The following is an 18276-nucleotide window of genomic DNA, read 5'->3' on the forward strand; positions in this document are numbered from 1 at the left end:
CACGCCAACTTGCAGCCCGAGTCCTGTTGCGTTGTAAGAAGTTGTTGATTCATTCGTGCGCCGGTTTCTGTAGGGCACGATGCAAGGAATGTCTGTCGGAAAGTGCCATACGTTTTGCAGCTTTTAGCTCCTTGCACGTAAGGCAAATCTGTTTTTTCTGAGCGTCGATCAACTTTCCGGATGGCTGATGCAGAATCGCCCGCCTTTCATTCAGCAGAGGACATCGGATGTTCGCGCCTGCCAACCAACCGCGTTTCACATTGACGCTCGACAGCGGGCCGAACGGGCTCAAGGTGCTTGAGTTCAAGGGCCAGGAGGCCATCAGCCAGCCCTATCGCTTTGACTTGGAACTGGTCAGTGAGCGACCCGACCTGGCATTGGAAGAACTCCTGCATTGCCCGGCCTACCTGGGTTTCGATGTGCCGGGCCGTGGCATACATGGCCAGGTCTACAGCGTGGCCCAGGGTGATTCGGGCAAGCGCCTGACCCGTTACCAGATCAGCCTGGTGCCACGCCTGGCTTACCTGCGTCATCGCATCAACCAGCGGATTTTCCAGCATCTGAGCGTGCCGGCGATCATCGCCAGGGTCTTGAAGGACCATGGCATCCAGAGCGACGCGTTCCAGTTCAGCCTCGGCGGGCAATACCCCGAGCGTGAATATTGCGTGCAGTACGGTGAGAGCGATCTGGCCTTCATCGAACGGCTTTGTGCCGAGGTTGGCATCCATTACCACTTCCGGCACAGCCCTGACGGTCACCTGCTGGTGTTTGGTGACGACCAAACGGTGTTTCCCCGTTTACCTCAGTCGACGATATACCTGCCGGGCAGCGGCATGGTCGCCGACGAGCCGGCGATCAAGCGCTTGGCGGTGCGGCTCCAGGCCCGGACCAACGCGGTGACGCTGCGTGACTACGATTTCCGCAAACCCAGCTTGCTGTTGCAAGCCAGTCTCGATAATCAGCAGCAACCGGTGCTGGAGGACTATCGCTACCCCGGCCAGTTTTCCGACCGCGAACAAGGCCGCTACCTGACCCGGCGCGCCCTCGAACGCCATGGTGCCGATTCTCGGCTGGCAGAGGGTCGCAGTGATCAGGCAGCACTTGTCAGCGGGCACTTCATGCACATCCATGGACATCCCCGGGCGCAGTGGAATGACCTGTGGCTGCTCACGGAGGTCAGCCACCATGGCCGCCAGCCGCAAGTGCTGGAAGAAACGGCTGGCGATAATCCGGACGATTTCCAGGGTTACAGCAATAGCTTTCTGGCAACCCCATGGGAGGTTTTCTTCCGTCCTCCCCTTTGTCACGAAAAACCGCCGGCCCACGGTTATCAGCCGGCGGTGGTGACCGGGCCCGTCGACAGCGAGATCCATTGCGACGAGTTCGGGCGGGTCAAGGTGCAATTGATCTGGGATCGCGACGGCCAACGAAACGAGCACTCCAGTTGCTGGCTGCGGGTAGCCTCCGGTTGGGCTCACGACCGTTACGGCGGCGTGATGATTCCTCGGGTCGGCATGGAAGTACTGGTGGGTTTCATCGATGGTGATGTGGATAAGCCTCTGGTGGTGGGTTGCCTGCCGAACGGCGCCAACCCAGTGCCACTGGATCTGCCGGCGGACAAGACCCGCAGCATATTGCGCAGCCAGAGCAGCCCCGGCGGAGGGGGCTACAACGAGTTGCGTATCGAAGATCGCAAGGGGGCCGAGGAGATCTATCTGCGAGCGCAGCGCAACTGGACCCAGCATGTGCTGCACGACCAGCGGTTGCAGGTCGATCATGAACGCAGCGTTGTCGTCACCGGCACGGCGCGGCACGAGCTCAAGGCCGATGAGCAGCGCCTTACCCATGGTCGGCGCCAGGCCGAAGTCAGGCAGGACGACCACCTGGTGGTAGCCGGCGAGCGGCATATTCGCGTGACCACCCAGGCCCTCAGTGCCAGCCAGCATTTTCACGTCCGTGCGGGGCAGCAAATAGTCTTGGACGGTGGTGTCAGCGCGACCATCCAAGCCGGCGGGCATTGGATCAACATCGGCGCGGGGGGGATTTTCAGCAGCGTACCCATTGAGGTCGGTGGTGCGCCGATGGTCGCTATGAACGCGACTCCGGCGTCGCCCGGCCTATGCGAGAAGCGTATCGCCGCTGCGGCCGCTGTACTTTCCCAGGCGCAAATCCTCAGCCTGCAAGGCCAGGCGCCGTTTTGCGAGGAATGTGAGCGTTGCAAACGGGGTGTCTGCGCAGTGCCGCCGGCCTTTGGCAAGTTTGTTGATATTTTGGGGCGCCCATGAGTACCGGCCAATCTCCACGCGTCTGGCTGGAGCTGCACCCCTTGCAGGCAGACGAGCAGCTCTTCGCTGTCTTCAGCAACGCTTGTGCCGCCGCGCCGTTGGCGGCCTGGAGACGTTCAATGACGTCGGCACCCAGCCCGATCTGGACCGATACGCCTTACGCCGAGTGGGAAGCGGTCATGCCCTATGTCGGCGTTGTCGCCATAGACAGTGAGTTTCTTGACTGGGTGGCGGCCACCGACTCGCTCGACTGGGGTTGGCTGGCGGTGTCCTCTGTCGGCCAGGAGACTCTTGCCGAGCATCTGCGTGGGCTTACACAGGTTCTGTTGCCCGGAGGCAAGTCGGTTTTCTTCCGCTTCTGGGATGGGCGGTTCGTATGGCCCATCCTGCAGTCCGGTGAGGTGGACGCGGGGCAGTTGCTACCGGTCATCAGTCGCTGTCTGATCAACGGCCAATCGCTTGAAGTCGCGGGAAACGTCCAACGCTCGGCTCGGGCTTTTCCCTGGTGGGAGGTCCCCTCTGCATTGCTGGATGAATTGGCCGAAACGCCGACAGATTGTCTGCTGAACAACGTATTCAAGTGGCTGAGCGAGGAGCATCCGCACCTCTTCGAGCAGGCCGACGAGAGCATCCTGCGCTGCAAGCTCGCGCACTTCCTTGAAGCACCTGGATCGGCGCGCGCGTCAAAAGCGCAATTGCAGGCGTACTTGAGGCAAGAGCTGGGTTGATGTCCGCGGGCGTTCACGTGGCGCGTCCGCTCGGCTGTGAACCCCTGACGTTCGACGCACTTCAAGGTAAACTCGTCGCCCTTCGCAGGAGCCGCCATGAATTATCGTCACGCCTTCCACGCCGGCAATCACGCCGACGTGTTCAAACACCTGACCTTGACCCGCCTCATCGCCCTGATGTCGCGCAAGGAGCAGCCCTTCGCCTACCTCGATACCCATGCGGGTATCGGGCTGTACGACCTGCAAGGCGACCAGGCCAATCGTACCGGTGAATACCTGGAAGGCATTGCGCGGTTGTGGGGCCAGGATGATCTGCCGCCGCTGACCGCCGATTACATGAACGTGATGCACGAGATGAACCCCGATGGGCAATTGCGCTACTACCCGGGTTCACCGGAGCTGGCACGGCGCCTGACCCGGCCGCAGGACCGGGTGTTGCTCAATGAAAAGCACCCCGAAGACGGCGTGCTGCTCAAGGACAACATGAAAGGCGACCGTCGGGTGACCGTGCATCTTGGTGAGGGCTGGCACGTGCCCCGGGCGCTGCTGCCGGTGGCCGAGAAGCGTGGCTTGATGCTGATCGATCCGCCGTTCGAGCAGCTTGATGAGATGCAGCGTTGCGCCGCTTCCCTCAAGGACGCCATTGGCCGGATGCGCCAGACGGTGGCGGCGATCTGGTACCCGGTGAAGGACCAGCGGATGCTGCGCCGCTTCTACCAGGACCTGGCCGGCACGGGGGCGCCGAAACTGTTGCGGGTGGAGCTGTTGGTACACCCGCTGGCCACGCCCAACAGCCTGAACGGCTCCGGCCTGGCGATTGCCAATCCGCCGTGGGGGTTGGAAGAGGAACTGCGTGAGCTGCTGCCGTGGCTGTCGAAAAAGCTGGGGCAGACCCAGGGTGGCTGGCAGATGGATTGGTTGATCGCTGAGTGATGTTTTGCTGGCGTCTGGAAGGGCGCTATCGCGAGCAAGCTCGCTCCCACATTGGCCCTGGGGTGCAGCAACATTTGTGTATGCCACCAGACCTGTGGGAGCGAGCCTGCTCGCGAAGCTTTTCAGGGCAAGACGGTCAGATCGGGCACGTCACGCCGGTCCCGCCAATCCCGCAATAGCCTTCCGGGTTCTTCGCCAGGTACTGCTGGTGATAGGCCTCGGCGAAGTAGACCGTCGGTGCTTCTTCGATTTCGGTGGTGATGGTGCCTTTGCCGGCCTTGGTCAACTCAGTCTGGAAGACTTGCTCGCTGTGTTTGGCCGCTGCCAGTTGGGTCGGGTTGGTGGCATAGATCACCGAACGGTACTGGGTGCCGATATCGTTCCCCTGGCGCATGCCCTGGGTCGGGTTGTGCAGTTCCCAGAACATCTTCAGAAGCTGTTCGTAGCTGACTTTCGCTGGCTCGTAGACCACCAGCACCACTTCGCTGTGGCCGGTAAGGCCCGAGCAGACTTCTTCGTACGTCGGGTTCGGCGTGAAACCACCGGCGTAACCCACCGCTGTACTGACCACGCCTTCGCGCTGCCAGAACTTGCGTTCCGCTCCCCAGAAGCAGCCGAGGCCGAAGATCGCGAAATCCACGTCCATGGCAAACGGGCCCAGTAGGGGCGCGTCGAGGACGAAGTGTTTGTCCGGCACGGTCATCGGGGTTTCACGGCCAGGCAGGGCTTGTTCTTGAGTAGGAAGCACGTTTTTATTCACCAGGATTTCCGAGCGCAAGACCATTATCAGTCCTCTCAGTCAGATTGAATTGAGCGAAATAGACCGTCAGTGTGCCTCAGAAAAGCCGCCGCAAGCTATACGCAGCTGTCAGACCAGAGGCCCACGCGGATAACGCGTGAGCTTCTCGATCAGCTCCGCGCCGGGGATCGGACGGTCGAACAGGTAGCCCTGGCCGACATCGCAGCGATGACGGCGCAGGAACGCGAGTTGCTGGGAGGTTTCGATGCCTTCGGCCACGACCTTGAGTTTCAGGTTGTGAGCCATGGCGATCACCGCGGAGGTGATTTCCATGTCGTCCTGGTTGTCCGGGATCTCGTGGATGAAGCTGCGATCGATCTTGATGATGTCGATCGGGAATTTTTTCAGGTAGCTCAACGATGAGTAGCCGGTGCCGAAGTCGTCCATGGCCAGGGTCAGGCCCAGGCGCTTGAGCTGGTCGAGCTGCAAGTGGGTGTCTTCGGTGGCTTCCAGTAGCAGGCCTTCGGTCAGTTCCAGTTCCAGCAGGCGGGCAGGCAGCTGTTCTTCCTTGAGGATGCTGGCGATGGAGGCGACCAGGTCCGGGTCGGAGAACTGCTTGGGTGACAGGTTGATCGCCACTTGCAGGTTGCCCAGGCCGGCGGCGGTCAATTGCTTGCTCATGCGGCAGGCCTGGCGGGCGATCCATTTGCCGATGGGGATGATCAGGCCGGTTTCTTCGGCCACGCTGATGAACTGATCCGGGCGGATCATGCCCTTTTCAGGATGATTCCAGCGCAACAGTGCTTCCATGCCCAGCAAGCGGCCGCTGCGCAGGCACAGCTTGGGCTGGTAGAACACGTCCAGTTCATTCTGGGTCAGGGCGCGGCGCAGGTTGTTTTCCACAAACAGCTTGTAACTGGCCTCGGCGTTCAGCGCCTCGGTGAAGACCTGGAGCTGGTGCTTGCCGTTGGCCTTGGCTTTGTGCAGGGCGAGCCCGGCGTTGCGCATCAGGGTCTGCGGATCGCGGCCGTGCAGCGGCGCGCAGGCCAGGCCCACGGAGCCGGTCACGCTGATCAGTTGGTTATCGACGAACATCGGCTTGTCGAGCGTCATCAGCAACTGGCTGGCGATCTGCTGCCCGGCTTCCAGGTCGGTGTCGTCAAGAAGCACGGCGAATTCATTACTGGCGAACCGTGCCAGGCTACCGCTGGGGCTCAGGCTGTTGCGCAGGCGTCGGGCCAGGCTGATCAGCAGTTTGTCGCCGGTCTGGTGGCCAAGGCTGTCGTTGATGCGCTTGAAGTTGTCGATGTCCACCAACAGCAGGCTGATGGGCGAGTCGCTATCCCGGGCGAAGCGTTCATCGAGGTTGCGGATGAACGCCGGGCGGTTGCCCAGGTTGGTCAGGTTGTCGGTGTAGGCCAGGCGCTCGATGCGCTGCTGGGCCAGTTTGGTCTGGGTGATGTCTTCGTAGATACCGATGTAGTGGGTCAGTTCGCGGTTATCGCCGTAGACCTTGGAAATCGACAACTGGCCCCAGTAGGGTTCCAGGTTCTTGCGTCGGCTTTTGAATTCGCCTTGCCAGCTGTTGCTTTGAGCCAGCGCCGAGGGCGCGTCGAACAGCAACTCGCTGAGGTTCTCCAGGGCCGGCAGCTCTGACAGGCGCTGGCCGTGGACTTCTTCGGTGGAGTATTGGGTGATGGCGGTGAAGCTCGGGTTGACGTACTCCACCACGCCGTCGCAATTGACCAGCAGGAACGCGTTGGCGCTCTGCTCCACGGCGCGCTGGAACAGGTGCAGGGCGCTGGTGGCGGTCCGTCGGTTATGGTTATTGATGACCTGGGCGAACTGGTCGGCCAGTTCACCGGCAAAGGCGATTTCGTCCGATTGCCAGGCGCGTGTGACGCCCACCTGTTCCAGGCACAGCACGCCGACCACCTGGCCGTCGATACGAATGCTGGCGTCGAGGATGGCGTTGACGTTGCGGGCGCGCAGGTTCTCCGCCATTTCCCGGGTGCGCGGGTCGCGCATCGCATTGTGGGCATCGATGGCACGGCAGGTCTGCAGCGCCTCCATGTAATCGGGAAACTCGTTGACGTCGATCGCGTCCGGCAGGAAGTACTCCTGGGTGACGCGGTTGAAGGCCGAAATCGGCACCAGCTTGCCATCCGCCAGGTCCCAGATGCTGGCGCAGTCGATCTGATAGATATCGCAGGCGCTGCGGGTGATGAGTTCGGCGGCTTCGTGCAGTGAATTGCTGGCGCTGTAGCGCTGACGGCTCAGCAGCAGGATCAGGTCTTGTTGGGCGCGCACCCGGTCCAGATGCTGGAGCTGCTCCTGCTGGGCCCGCTGGTTCAATTCCAGGGCGATTTGCAGGCGCGAGTTCTGGGTTTCCAGGTCCAGGGCCGGCATCGACGGTTCGCTTTGCAGCAGGCTGTCCACCACCAGCAGGAAACCGCGCAGTAGATGGCGATTGTGCTGCTTGTAGGCTTCACCCGTTTCCAACAGGTTCATGGGCCCCTTGGTGGTATGGAGCGTATAGCGGATCTGGTAATGGGAGGACTGGGCCAGTTGTTGCTGGATGGCGTCATGCAGTTGATAGCGCGCCTCGGGTTCCATCAGGCTGGCATAGGGCGCGCTGACCAGTGAGCAAAGCTCTACTGCGGGCAGACCGAAGTAACGTTCGCAATTGGGGTCGAGGAACAATAGCGCCCAGCTCGCTTCATTCAGCCGTTCGAAACGCAGCATGCCGAGCCGCGAGGGCACCGGTAACTGCGTCACTACCTCGGCCGCCATACGGCTGGCGGCATCGGGTTGGCTTTTCATGAGGAAACTCGCTTCGAAAATGCTGATCGCGCCGGGCTGACGCCCTTGTAATTACGGATTGCGGCAAGGTTGCATCATTGCGGCACTGGCTGACAAGAGAGATGAAGGCCAAGTGCTATAAACCTTTTATCGGCCGACAGGGGGATTTCTACAGTTGTCAGCCGATCAGAGGGCACGGGGGGTTATACCACCCGTCAGCGCAACGGGATATCGACGGCCTGCAATGAGGTGCCGTCGCGGTCGTAAAAGGTGACCTGGACGCTCTGCGCCGTGACATACAAGCGGGCGAAGTTGTTCTGGCTGACCACTTTACTGGTCAGTTCATAGTGATATTCAGCGTTTCCCGTCCGGGCCATGGGGTGGTCGAAAATAAAATCCGAGGCTTTTGCAAAAGGCAGCAGTTTGCTGTTGTAGAACGGCGAGGAAACCACGGTATTGACTTCAAAATCAGGATCCTGGCTGTGACGCAGGCAACTGGTCATGGAACCGTGAACGTCACCGGACACGAAAATCACATTCTTGATCCCACGGCGGCGAATGGTTTCCAGCAAACGCAGGCGCTGTTTCGGGAAGGCTTGCCAGGCGTCACCGTCGTTGCGTTTGCTGTCCGGGAAGAACATGACGCTGGTGACGACGAATTTGACTCGGGCGGGGCTGTTGACGAGCCATTCGAGTAGGGCCTGTTCCTGTTCCTCATCCAGAATGCGCCGATCGTCCGCCGCCAGGTTGCGTTGCGTCCGGCTGTCGGTAATGAACCATTCGATATCGTGGTGGGTAAATAAATACCAGTACCGCTTTAACGACTTATTTAATGTCCTGTCGTTTGAAAGTTCATGGGCTGGGCCGTGACTGGCCTGATAAAGTGCATAAGCGCTCATGGCATTTGCATACAATACGTCGTCGTTGCCGGCTTTATTGGCAGGCCAGTTGTCCTCGATTTCATGATCGTCGAGGATCATGTAAGTGGGGGTTCCGGACATAAGTTTTCTGATGTGCGGTTGGGTAAAAACAGTGCGGTACTTAAAGAGAATGTCCTTATGGTTTCGGTCCGGAGCGACCACATTCAAGTCGTCGAGATAAACCTGGTCACCGGTCATCACGACAGCACTGATCGGCGGGTTGGCCTGCTCCACGATGCGATTGATGCCGGCAAAGGTGCGGTCCCCGAGCCCGGGTAGCACCGGGACGCCACGAGTGATCCGCAGATAACGGCAAGAGCCCACGATATAAGCGCGCGGGGCCCTGGTCTTGCTGGCCGGCGTGCGCAGGCAATAGGTTTTCCTGGGCCATTGCAGCGGCAGTTCCTGAATGGTTTCCACGGTATGGGTCGGGCTCAAGGGGCTGAACCAGCCCGCCTGATATTCATAGGCCATGTCGGGTTGAAGGTCATTCAAGACGATGACATCGGACATGTCGCGGTAAGCCTTCAATTGGACAAAATGCCCTTTCGACCAGACAGTATCGCCCTGGCGCCGATGGCGAATGCCGGCGAATACCAAGTTGTTGTCGTAATCGCCCCGCAGGAAGATGCGTGCGTGATTCGTTGTTGTATGGCCGACAATTGGGCCGACGGTAGGTTTGAACATATTCGAATCCATTCGAAATGCAGCATTTTTTAAAGTTCAGGTACAAGCGCTTAGTTGGCTTGATGAACCGATGCTAAAGCGCGACGCATAATAAATGTCGATCGGGGAGGGGGCGGAAGTTGTGGGTAATGACCACTAGAGGCTGTAGTCATTTATGCGAGGGGAGGTAGGAAAGCTATTGCCTGTTGGTAACGTCGACTTTTATTTCAGGCAAAAAAAGCCCCGCCAAACGGGCGGGGTTGAGGTACGAGCGTGGCGCTCGGAAAACAGTGCTCCGAATGGCCCTTCGCGAGGAAGGGCCGTGCGGTGTTACAGCAGGATGGTGCGGATGTCGCCCAGCAGGTCGCTCAGACGCTTGGTGAAGCGTGCAGCGGCAGCGCCGTTGATCACACGGTGATCGTAGGACAGCGACAGTGGCAGCATCAGCTTTGGCTGGAAGGCTTTACCGTCCCAGACAGGCTGGATGGTGGCCTTGGAAACACCCAGGATCGCCACTTCCGGCGCGTTGACGATCGGCGTGAAGCCGGTGCCGCCAATGTGGCCGAGGCTGGAAATGGTGAAACAGGCACCCTGCATGTCGTCGGCGGTGAGCTTCTTGTTCCGGGCTTTTTCGGCCAGGGCAGCGGCTTCGCCAGCCAGTTGCAGCAGGCTCTTCTGGTCAACGTTGCGGATGACCGGTACCAGCAGGCCTTCCGGAGTGTCGACGGCAAAGCCGATGTGCACGTATTTCTTGCGGATCACAGCCTTGCCGCTTGGGGCCAGGGAGCTGTTGAAGTCCGGCAGTTCCTTGAGCAGGTGCGCACAGGCCTTGAGCAGCAGCGGCAGCACGGTCAGCTTCACGCCGGCCTTTTCCGCCACGGCTTTCTGCGCGACGCGGAAAGCTTCCAGCTCGGTGATGTCGGCCTGGTCGAACTGAGTCACATGGGGAATGTTCAGCCAGCTGCGATGCAGGCTCGACGCGCCGATTTGCATCAGGCGAGTCATTGCCACTTCTTCGGTTTCGCCGAAACGGCTGAAGTCCACCGCCGGAATCGGCGGGATACCCGCGCCGCCGGTGGCGCCTTCGGCCGGTGCGTTCTTGGCCTTCTGCATCATGGCCTTGACGTAGGCTTGCACGTCTTCCTTCAGCACGCGGCCGTGTGGGCCACTTGGACCGACGGCCGACAGCTCGACACCGAATTCACGGGCCAGCTGACGCACCGCCGGGCCGGCGTGCACCTTGGCACCGCTTGGCGCAGGTGCGGCGGCAGGCGCTGGCGCTGCTTCAGCCTTGGCGGCGGGCGCGGCAGCAGCCGGAGCCGGAGCCGGAGCGGCTTCGGTCTTGGCAGCCGGCGCAGCGGCCTGGGCTGGCGCGGCAGGCGCGGCGGCACCGGCTACTTTCAGCTTCAGGATCAGGTCACCGGTACCCACTTCGTCTTCCAGCTTGATCTCGACGCTTTCCACCACACCGGCGGCTGGCGACGGGATTTCCATGCTGGCCTTGTCGGATTCCAGGGTGATCAGCGACTGGTCGGCTTCGACGGTGTCGCCAACCTTGACCAGTACTTCGATGATCTTGGCCTTGCCCGACGAACCGATGTCCGGAACATGAATGTCCTGGACCGTGGCAGCCGCAGCCGCAGGCGCAGCAGCCGGGGCGGGAGCCGCCTCGGCAGCCGGTGCCGCGGCAGGCTTTTCAGCTGCCGCCGCCGGTGCAGGCGCGGCCGCCTCAGGCGCCGCTGCGGCGCCCTCGACTTCCAGCTCCAGCAGTTCGTCGCCTTCTTTCAGGCGATCGCCCAGCTTCACTTTCAGGCTCTTGATGATACCGGCCTTCGGCGCAGGCACTTCCATGCTGGCCTTGTCCGATTCAAGCGTCAGGATGCTCTGGTCGGCTTCGATACGGTCGCCGACCTTCACAAACAGTTCAATTACTTCACCTTCACCGCTGCCGATGTCAGGTACGCGAATGAGTTCGCTCACGAAAATTCTCCTCAGCAGTCCAGTGGGTTGCGTTTTTCTGGATCGATGCCGAACTTGGCGATGGCTTCGGCCACCACTTTAGGTTCGATATCGCCACGGTCAGCCAGGGCTTCCAGGGCTGCCAACACAACGAACTTACGGTCGACTTCGAAGAAGTGACGCAGCTTCTTGCGGCTGTCGCTACGGCCGAAACCGTCGGTGCCCAGCACCTTGAATTCCTTGGATGGAACCCACTGGCGGATCTGCTCGGCGAACAGCTTCATGTAGTCGGTAGAGGCGATGACCGGACCTTTACGGCCGTTCAGGCACTCTTCGACGTAGCTCAGCTTAGGCTTCTGGCCCGGGTGCAGACGGTTGCTGCGCTCCACGGCCAGGCCATCGCGACGCAGTTCGTTGAAGCTGGTGACGCTCCAGACGTCGGCGCCGACGTTGAACTCTTCCCGCAGGATCTTCGCGGCTTCACGCACTTCGCGCAGGATGGTGCCGGAGCCCATCAGCTGGACGTGGTGCGCTGCTTCGCGGGTGTCTTCCTCGAGCAGGTACATGCCCTTGACGATGCCCGCTTCCACGCCGGCCGGCATGGCTGGCTGCTGGTAGGACTCGTTCATCACGGTGATGTAGTAGAAGACGTCCTGTTGCTCTTCGGTCATCTTCTTCATGCCGTCCTGGATGATCACCGCCAGCTCGTAGCCGTAGGTTGGATCATAGGTGCGGCAGTTCGGGATGGTCCCGGCCAGCATGTGGCTGTGGCCGTCTTCGTGCTGCAGGCCTTCACCGTTGAGGGTGGTCCGGCCGGCGGTACCGCCGATCAGGAAGCCACGGGTACGGCTGTCGCCGGCGGCCCAGGCCAGGTCGCCGATACGCTGGAAGCCGAACATCGAGTAGAAGATGTAGAACGGCAGCATCGGCTGGTTGTGGCTGGAGTACGAAGTACCGGCGGCAATGAAGGAGCTCATGGCGCCCGCTTCGTTGATGCCTTCTTCGAGGATCTGGCCCTTCTTGTCTTCGCGGTAGAACATCACCTGGTCTTTATCGACTGGCTCGTAGAGCTGGCCGACGGACGAGTAGATGCCCAACTGACGGAACATGCCTTCCATGCCGAAGGTACGGGCTTCGTCCGGGATGATCGGGACGATGCGCTGGCCGATTTCCTTGTCCTTGACCAGCTGCGCGAGGATTCGCACGAAGGCCATGGTGGTGGAGATTTCACGGTCGCCCGAGCCGTCCAGGATCGCCTTGAGGGTCTCCAGTGGCGGCGTTGGGAGGCTGAAGCTCTTGGCGCGACGCTGCGGCACGAAACCGCCCAGTGCGGCACGGCGCTCGGCCAGGTAACGGGCTTCGGCGCTGCCTTCTTCGGGCTTGAAGAACGGCAGGTTTTCCAGCTCGCTGTCCTTGACCGGAATGTCGAAACGGTCGCGGAACAGCTTCAGGCTGTCGACATCGACTTTCTTGGTGTTGTGCGCGGTGTTCTTCGCTTCGCCTGCACCGGTGCCATAACCCTTGATGGTCTTGGCCAGGATGACGGTCGGCTGCTCTTTGTGGTTGACCGCCTGATGGTACGCCGCGTAGACCTTGTACGGGTCGTGGCCGCCTCGGTTGAGTTTCCAGATCTCGTCGTCGGACAGGTCGGCAACCATTGCCTTGAGTTCAGGCGAGTTGAAGAAGTGCTCGCGGACAAACGCACCGTCCTTGGCCTTGTAGTTCTGGTACTCGCCGTCGATGACTTCGTCCATGCGACGCTGCAGGATGCCGTCGACGTCCTTGGCCAGCAGAGGGTCCCAGAAACGGCCCCAGATGACTTTGTTAACGTTCCACTGGGCGCCACGGAACACGCCTTCGAGTTCCTGGATGATCTTGGCGTTGCCGCGAACCGGGCCGTCGAGGCGCTGCAGGTTGCAGTTGATGACGAAGATCAGGTTGTCCAGCTTCTCGCGGCCGGCCAGGGAGATAGCGCCCAGGGATTCCGGCTCGTCGCACTCGCCGTCGCCCATGAAGCACCAGACTTTCTGCTTGCCGGCCGGGATGAAGCCGCGAGCTTCCAGGTACTTCATGAAACGTGCCTGGTAGATCGCCTGGATCGGGCCCAGGCCCATGGAAACGGTCGGGAACTGCCAGAAGTCAGGCATCAGCCAAGGGTGCGGGTACGAGGATAGGCCGTTGCCGTCCACTTCCTGGCGGAAGTTGTTCATCTGGTCTTCGGTGATGCGGCCTTCCATGAACGCACGGGCGTAGACGCCTGGCGATGCGTGACCCTGGAAGTAGATCAGGTCGCCGCCGTGTTCGTCGGTCGGGGCCTGGAAGAAGTAGTTGAAGCCGATGTCATACAGCGTCGCGCTGGAGGCGAAGCTGGAGATGTGACCGCCCAGGTCAGAATCTTTCAGGTTGGTACGCATGACCATGGCCAACGCGTTCCAACGTACCAACGAGCGAATGCGGCGTTCCATGAACAGGTCGCCAGGCATGCGTGCTTCGTGGGTCACAGGGATCGTGTTGCGGTATGGCGTAGTGATGGCGTAGGGCAGTTGCGAACCGCTGCGGGTTGCGAGTTCGCCCATACGGGTCATCAGATAATGAGCACGGTCTTCGCCTTCTTTGTCGAGAACCGATTCCAGGGCGTCCAGCCATTCCTGGGTTTCGACGGGATCGAGGTCTTGCATGGCTTGCTCCAGGGCGGAAAGGCTACCAGAATCGGTTGCCTGAGTTTGCGACTGGCCTTGTGGGCAGACGATTATAAATTCTTGGATTGCCGAAGGGTTGTTTCGGCGGCGTGTAGTTTTACTACAAATCGTCGGCCGTTTCAGCCTTTCGAATGTATAGACGAGTAGTAAAACTACACATGAGCAGCTCGTGGCCCCTCGTTTCGTTGTGAGAATAATCGTTACTGTTGGTCTTTAGCCAACTCGAACAGGTAAAAACTTGATGCAGGCTGCCAATAAAATCAGATTTTCAGCTATTTATCATCTTTGTTCGACAGTCGATCAGGTAGTGTCTTTTGAAAAAACACTACATCCAGCCTTTCCCGCGCCGACCAAGGATAGACCATGAGCCTGCCCACGCTTGTCGAAGTACCGGCCATTCTCCAGTCATTGGTCAGCCGTGCCGAGCAGTCGTTCCGTGCGGCGGTCGCCTCGCTGGACGACGATCACGGGCTGTCCGCCTGGACGCCCGAGCGCTGGGACGAGTTCAAGCGCATTGCCGCGGCCAGTGATTTTGTCATCGAGCAAAGTGTCCGCGACCCATCGATGCTGCTGGAGTTGGTGCGCAGTGGCGAGCTGGATCGCAGCTTCGGCCCCGGTGAAATGTGCGCGCAGATCGGTACCGCCGTGCAGGCCGCCGAGACTGAGGATGAGCTGGGCCGCGTCCTGCGCCGCCAGCGCACCCGCCAGCAGGTGCGGATCATCTGGCGCGACCTGACACGCCGGGCCGATCTGGTCCAGACCTGTCGCGACCTCTCGGACATGGCCGACACCTGCATCGACCAGGCCTATCAATGGCTCTACCAGCGCCTCATTCAGCAGTTTGGCACCCCGACTGGCCGGCGCAGCGGTGAGGCGCAGCACATGGTCATCCTGGGCATGGGCAAGCTCGGTGCGGTGGAGCTGAACCTTTCTTCGGACATCGACCTGATTTTCGCCTACCCCGAGGGCGGCGAAACCGTCGGGGCGAAACGGCCGCTGGATAACCAGGAATTTTTCATTCGCGTTGGCCAGCGCCTGATCAAGGCTTTGGACCCGATGACCGTCGACGGTTTCGTGTTCCGCGTCGACATGCGCCTGCGCCCCTACGGTTCGGCCGGCGCACTGGTACTGAGCTTCAACGCGTTGGAGCAGTATTACCAGGATCAGGGCCGCGACTGGGAGCGCTACGCGATGATCAAGGCGCGGGTGGTGGCGGGCGACCAGGTGGCCGGCGCGCAACTGCTCGACATGCTGCGACCGTTCGTTTATCGCCGTTATCTGGATTTCTCCGCCATCGAAGCGCTGCGCACCATGAAGCAGCTGATCCAGCAGGAAGTGCGGCGCAAGGGCATGGCCGACAACATCAAGCTGGGCTCGGGCGGGATTCGCGAGGTGGAGTTCATAGCCCAGGCGTTCCAGTTGATTCACGGCGGGCGCGACTTGAGCTTGCAGCAACGGCCGTTGCTCAAAGTGCTAGGCACCTTGGAGGGGCAGGGTTACCTGCCGGCCAAGGTGATTGACGAGTTGCGCCAGGGCTACGAATTCCTGCGCTACACCGAGCATGCGATCCAGGCGATTGCCGACCGTCAGACCCAGATGTTGCCAGACAGCCCGCAGGACCAAGCGCGCATTGCGTTCATGCTGGGTTTTTCCGACTGGCCGGCCTTCCATGAGCAATTGATGTACTGGCGCGGACGGGTTGCCTGGCATTTCGGCCAGGTCATCGCTGACCCGGATGAAGACGAGGGCAGCGAAAGCGAAGTGGTGGTGGGTGGCGAATGGTTGCCGTTGTGGGAAGACAGCCAGGATGAAGAGGCGGCATGTCGTCAGTTGCAAGAGGGTGGTTTTGTCGATGCGTCCAAAGCCCTCAAGGCTCTGGCGGCCTTGCGCGGCAGTCCGCAATTGCGTGCCATGCAACGCTTGGGGCGCGAGCGACTGGATGCGTTTATTCCGCGCCTGTTGGCCCAGGCGGTGGAACATGCCAATCCCGACCTGGTGCTTGAGCGGGTGCTGCCGCTGGTGGAAGCGGTTGCCCGCCGCTCGGCCTACCTGGTGCTGCTGACGGAAAACCCCGGCGCCCTGCGGCGTTTGCTGACGCTGTGTGCGGCCAGTCCGTGGATCGCTGAGCAGATCACGCGTTTTCCGCTGTTGCTCGATGAATTGCTCAACGAGGGCCGTTTGTTCAAGCCGCCCCTGGCGCCGGAACTGGCCGCTGAGTTGCGTGAACGCCTGACGCGCATCCCCGAGGATGACCTTGAGCAGCAGATGGAGGCGCTGCGACATTTCAAACTGGCGCATCGCCTGCGGGTGGCGGCTTCGGAAATCGCCGGCAGCCTGCCGTTGATGAAAGTCAGCGACTACCTGACCTGGCTGGCCGAGGCCATCCTCGAACAGGTGCTGGCCCTGGCCTGGCGCCAAACCGTGGCCAAGCATGGCGTGCCACTGCGCACCGATGGCAGCCTGTGCGATCCGGGCTTCATTATTGTCGGTTATGGGAAAGTCGGCGGCCTGGAATTGGGGCATGGTTCCGACTTGGACCTGGTGTTCATCCACGATGGCGACCCGCAGGCGGAAACCGATGGGCCGAAACCTATCGACGGCGCGCAGTTCTTCACCCGGCTCGGCCAGCGGATCATTCACTTGCTGACCGCCCAGACCAACTCCGGGCAGTTGTATGAAGTGGACATGCGCCTGCGGCCGTCTGGAGCATCGGGGTTGCTGGTCAGTTCCCTCGGGGCGTTTGCCCGTTATCAGGAGAACGAGGCTTGGACCTGGGAGCATCAGGCGTTGGTGCGGGCCCGGGTGCTGGTGGGCAGCCAGGATGTGGGCCGGGCGTTCGAGAGCGTTCGCGCCCAGGTGCTGGGGCGCAAGCGTGATTTGCCAATGTTGCGCCAGGAGGTCAGCGAGATGCGCGCCAAGATGCGCGATAATCTGGGCAGCAAGGCCACCGTCGCCGGGACCGCGCCAAATGCCTTCGAGGCCACGGCGCCCTTCGATCTCAAGCAGGATGCCGGAGGTATCGTCGATATTGAATTTATGGTGCAATACGCGGCCTTGGCGTGGTCCGAGGAGCATCCGTCGCTGCTGCGCTACACCGATAACATCCGCATCCTGGAAGGGTTGCAGGAGGTCGGTCTGATGCCGGCAGAAGACGCCACCCTGTTGCGCGAGGCCTATAAAGCCTACCGCTCCGCCGCTCACCGCCAGGCGTTGCAGAAAGATGCCGGGGTGATTGCAGGCGACCAGTTCGTAGCTGAACGCCAGCAGGTGTTGCGGATCTGGCGGGAGCTGGGGCTGAGCTGAAACTTTAAATGTGGGAGCGAGCCTGCTCGCGATAGCGGAGTGTCAGGCGACATTGATGTTGGATGTGATGGTCTCTTCGCGAGCAGGCTCGCTCCCACAGTAGATGGGTGGTGTGTTGTAGATTAAGGCAACAGGTAACGACCTAAGCCACAGTGATTCTCGAGGCGGGGAGGCGTAGGCCTCCCCGTATCGTTTTTGGAAACCACATGAATATTCTGATCGTTGGGCCCAGCTGGGTCGGTGACATGGTGATGGCGCAGACACTGTTCCAGTGCCTGAAACAGCGCCATCCACAGTGCGAAATCGACGTCCTGGCTCCAGAGTGGAGCCGGCCGATCCTTGAGCGCATGCCTGAGGTACGCAAGGCCTTGAGCTTCCCGCTCGGCCACGGTGTGCTGGAGCTGGCGACCCGTCGGCGCATCGGTAAATCCCTGGCCGGTCAGTATGACCAGGCGATCCTGCTGCCCAATTCCTTGAAATCGGCGCTGGTGCCGTTCTTCGCTGGTATCCCCAAGCGCACCGGCTGGCGTGGCGAGTTCCGCTACGGCCTGCTCAACGACGTGCGCACGTTGGACAAAGACCGCTACCCACTGATGATCGAACGCTTCATGGCCCTGGCCTACGATCCGGGTGTCGAGTTGCCCAAGCCGTATCCACGTCCGAACCTGCAGATCGATCCGGCCTCCCGTGAAGCGGCGCTGGCCAAGTTCGGCCTGAGCCTGGACCGTCCGGTGCTGGCCCTGTGTCCGGGCGCAGAGTTTGGTGAGTCCAAGCGCTGGCCGGCGGAGCATTACGCCCAGGTCGCGGAGGCAAAGATTCGCGACGGCTGGCAAGTCTGGCTGTTCGGTTCGAAAAACGATCATTCGGTGGGCGAAGACATTCGCTCGCGGTTGATCCCGGGCCTTCGGGAAGAGTCGGTGAACCTCAGCGGCGATACGTCCCTGGCCGAGGCCATCGACCTGCTGTCCTGCGCCGATTCGGTGGTGTCCAACGACTCCGGCCTGATGCACGTGGCCGCCGCCCTGAATCGACCATTAGTGGCGGTCTACGGCTCCACTTCGCCGGGCTTCACGCCGCCGTTGGCCGACAAGGTCGAGGTCGTGCGCCTGGGTATCGAGTGCAGCCCATGCTTCGACCGCACCTGCCGATTTGGTCATTACAACTGCTTGCGCCAGCTCATGCCACCGTCGGTGAATGAAGCCCTGGACCGTTTGCAAGGCACACCCGTGGAGGTTCAGTAAC

General features: G+C 61.0%; 10 protein-coding genes. 5 read left to right on the forward strand and 5 right to left on the reverse strand.

Going from position 1 to position 18276, the window contains the following annotated elements; all coding sequences use genetic code 11:
• Positions 1 to 227 precede the first annotated feature (227 nt).
• The 3 genes from QNH97_RS02125 (at position 228) to QNH97_RS02135 (ending at position 3946) form a co-directional block, all read left to right on the forward strand.
• Positions 228 to 2285: a type VI secretion system Vgr family protein gene (locus QNH97_RS02125; RefSeq protein ID WP_283555385.1), complete on the forward strand. Its 2058-nt coding sequence runs from the start codon at positions 228 to 230 to the stop codon at positions 2283 to 2285.
• Positions 2282 to 3013 carry a DUF4123 domain-containing protein gene (locus QNH97_RS02130; RefSeq protein ID WP_283555386.1) on the forward strand — a complete coding sequence of 244 codons (732 nt, stop codon included), beginning with the start codon at positions 2282 to 2284 and terminating at the stop codon, positions 3011 to 3013. The genes QNH97_RS02125 and QNH97_RS02130 overlap by 4 nt, the downstream gene beginning before the upstream one ends.
• Positions 3014 to 3109: 96 nt before the next feature.
• Positions 3110 to 3946 carry a 23S rRNA (adenine(2030)-N(6))-methyltransferase RlmJ gene (locus QNH97_RS02135; RefSeq protein WP_283555387.1) on the forward strand — a complete coding sequence of 279 codons (837 nt, stop codon included), beginning with the start codon at positions 3110 to 3112 and terminating at the stop codon, positions 3944 to 3946.
• A gap of 136 nt (positions 3947 to 4082) precedes the next feature.
• On the opposite strand, the gene msrA is transcribed toward QNH97_RS02135, so the two are convergent.
• From msrA to aceE, 5 genes are all read right to left on the reverse strand, one after another.
• Positions 4083 to 4730: a peptide-methionine (S)-S-oxide reductase MsrA gene (gene msrA, locus QNH97_RS02140; RefSeq protein WP_283555388.1), complete on the reverse strand. Its 648-nt coding sequence runs from the start codon at positions 4728 to 4730 to the stop codon at positions 4083 to 4085.
• 84 nt (positions 4731 to 4814) lie between these two features.
• Positions 4815 to 7508 (reverse strand): putative bifunctional diguanylate cyclase/phosphodiesterase, encoded by a 2694-nt coding sequence (locus QNH97_RS02145; RefSeq protein WP_283555389.1) that lies wholly within the window; start codon positions 7506 to 7508, stop codon positions 4815 to 4817.
• Positions 7509 to 7702: 194 nt separating this feature from the next.
• Positions 7703 to 9094, reverse strand: a complete 1392-nt coding sequence (locus QNH97_RS02150) for an alkaline phosphatase D family protein (protein WP_283555390.1) — start codon at positions 9092 to 9094, stop codon at positions 7703 to 7705.
• Between the two features lie 309 nt (positions 9095 to 9403).
• Positions 9404 to 11053, reverse strand: a complete 1650-nt coding sequence (gene aceF / locus QNH97_RS02155) for a dihydrolipoyllysine-residue acetyltransferase (RefSeq protein WP_283555391.1) — start codon at positions 11051 to 11053, stop codon at positions 9404 to 9406.
• An 11-nt stretch (positions 11054 to 11064) separates the two neighbouring features.
• On the reverse strand, positions 11065 to 13710 hold the full coding sequence (gene aceE, locus QNH97_RS02160) for a pyruvate dehydrogenase (acetyl-transferring), homodimeric type (protein WP_283555392.1): 2646 nt from the start codon (positions 13708 to 13710) through the stop codon (positions 11065 to 11067).
• A gap of 384 nt (positions 13711 to 14094) precedes the next feature.
• On the opposite strand from aceE, the gene glnE reads away from it, so the two are divergent.
• Together glnE and waaF are read left to right on the forward strand one after the other, a co-directional pair.
• A complete protein-coding gene (gene glnE, locus QNH97_RS02165; RefSeq protein ID WP_283555393.1) occupies positions 14095 to 17034 on the forward strand; it encodes a bifunctional [glutamate--ammonia ligase]-adenylyl-L-tyrosine phosphorylase/[glutamate--ammonia-ligase] adenylyltransferase in 2940 nt (979 codons plus the stop codon).
• Positions 17035 to 17240: 206 nt separating this feature from the next.
• Positions 17241 to 18275, forward strand: coding sequence for a lipopolysaccharide heptosyltransferase II (waaF, locus tag QNH97_RS02170; RefSeq protein WP_283555394.1), 1035 nt, complete (start codon positions 17241 to 17243; stop codon positions 18273 to 18275).
• Position 18276: the final 1 nt, after the last annotated feature.

The organism is Pseudomonas sp. G2-4 (genome assembly GCF_030064125.1).
Taxonomy (GTDB): Bacteria; Pseudomonadota; Gammaproteobacteria; order Pseudomonadales; family Pseudomonadaceae; genus Aquipseudomonas.

What these genes read in the sequence shown, in the direction of transcription:
- QNH97_RS02125 (WP_283555385.1), top strand. Translation starts at nt 228, where the DNA reads ATGTTCGCGCCTGCCAACCAACCGCGTTTCACATTGACGCTCGACAGC.
- QNH97_RS02130 (WP_283555386.1), top strand. Translation starts at nt 2,282, where the DNA reads ATGAGTACCGGCCAATCTCCACGCGTCTGGCTGGAGCTGCACCCCTTG.
- QNH97_RS02135 (WP_283555387.1), top strand. Translation starts at nt 3,110, where the DNA reads ATGAATTATCGTCACGCCTTCCACGCCGGCAATCACGCCGACGTGTTC.
- msrA (WP_283555388.1), bottom strand. Translation starts at nt 4,730, where the DNA reads ATGGTCTTGCGCTCGGAAATCCTGGTGAATAAAAACGTGCTTCCTACT.
- QNH97_RS02145 (WP_283555389.1), bottom strand. Translation starts at nt 7,508, where the DNA reads ATGAAAAGCCAACCCGATGCCGCCAGCCGTATGGCGGCCGAGGTAGTG.
- QNH97_RS02150 (WP_283555390.1), bottom strand. Translation starts at nt 9,094, where the DNA reads ATGTTCAAACCTACCGTCGGCCCAATTGTCGGCCATACAACAACGAAT.
- aceE (WP_283555392.1), bottom strand. Translation starts at nt 13,710, where the DNA reads ATGCAAGACCTCGATCCCGTCGAAACCCAGGAATGGCTGGACGCCCTG.
- glnE (WP_283555393.1), top strand. Translation starts at nt 14,095, where the DNA reads ATGAGCCTGCCCACGCTTGTCGAAGTACCGGCCATTCTCCAGTCATTG.
- waaF (WP_283555394.1), top strand. Translation starts at nt 17,241, where the DNA reads ATGAATATTCTGATCGTTGGGCCCAGCTGGGTCGGTGACATGGTGATG.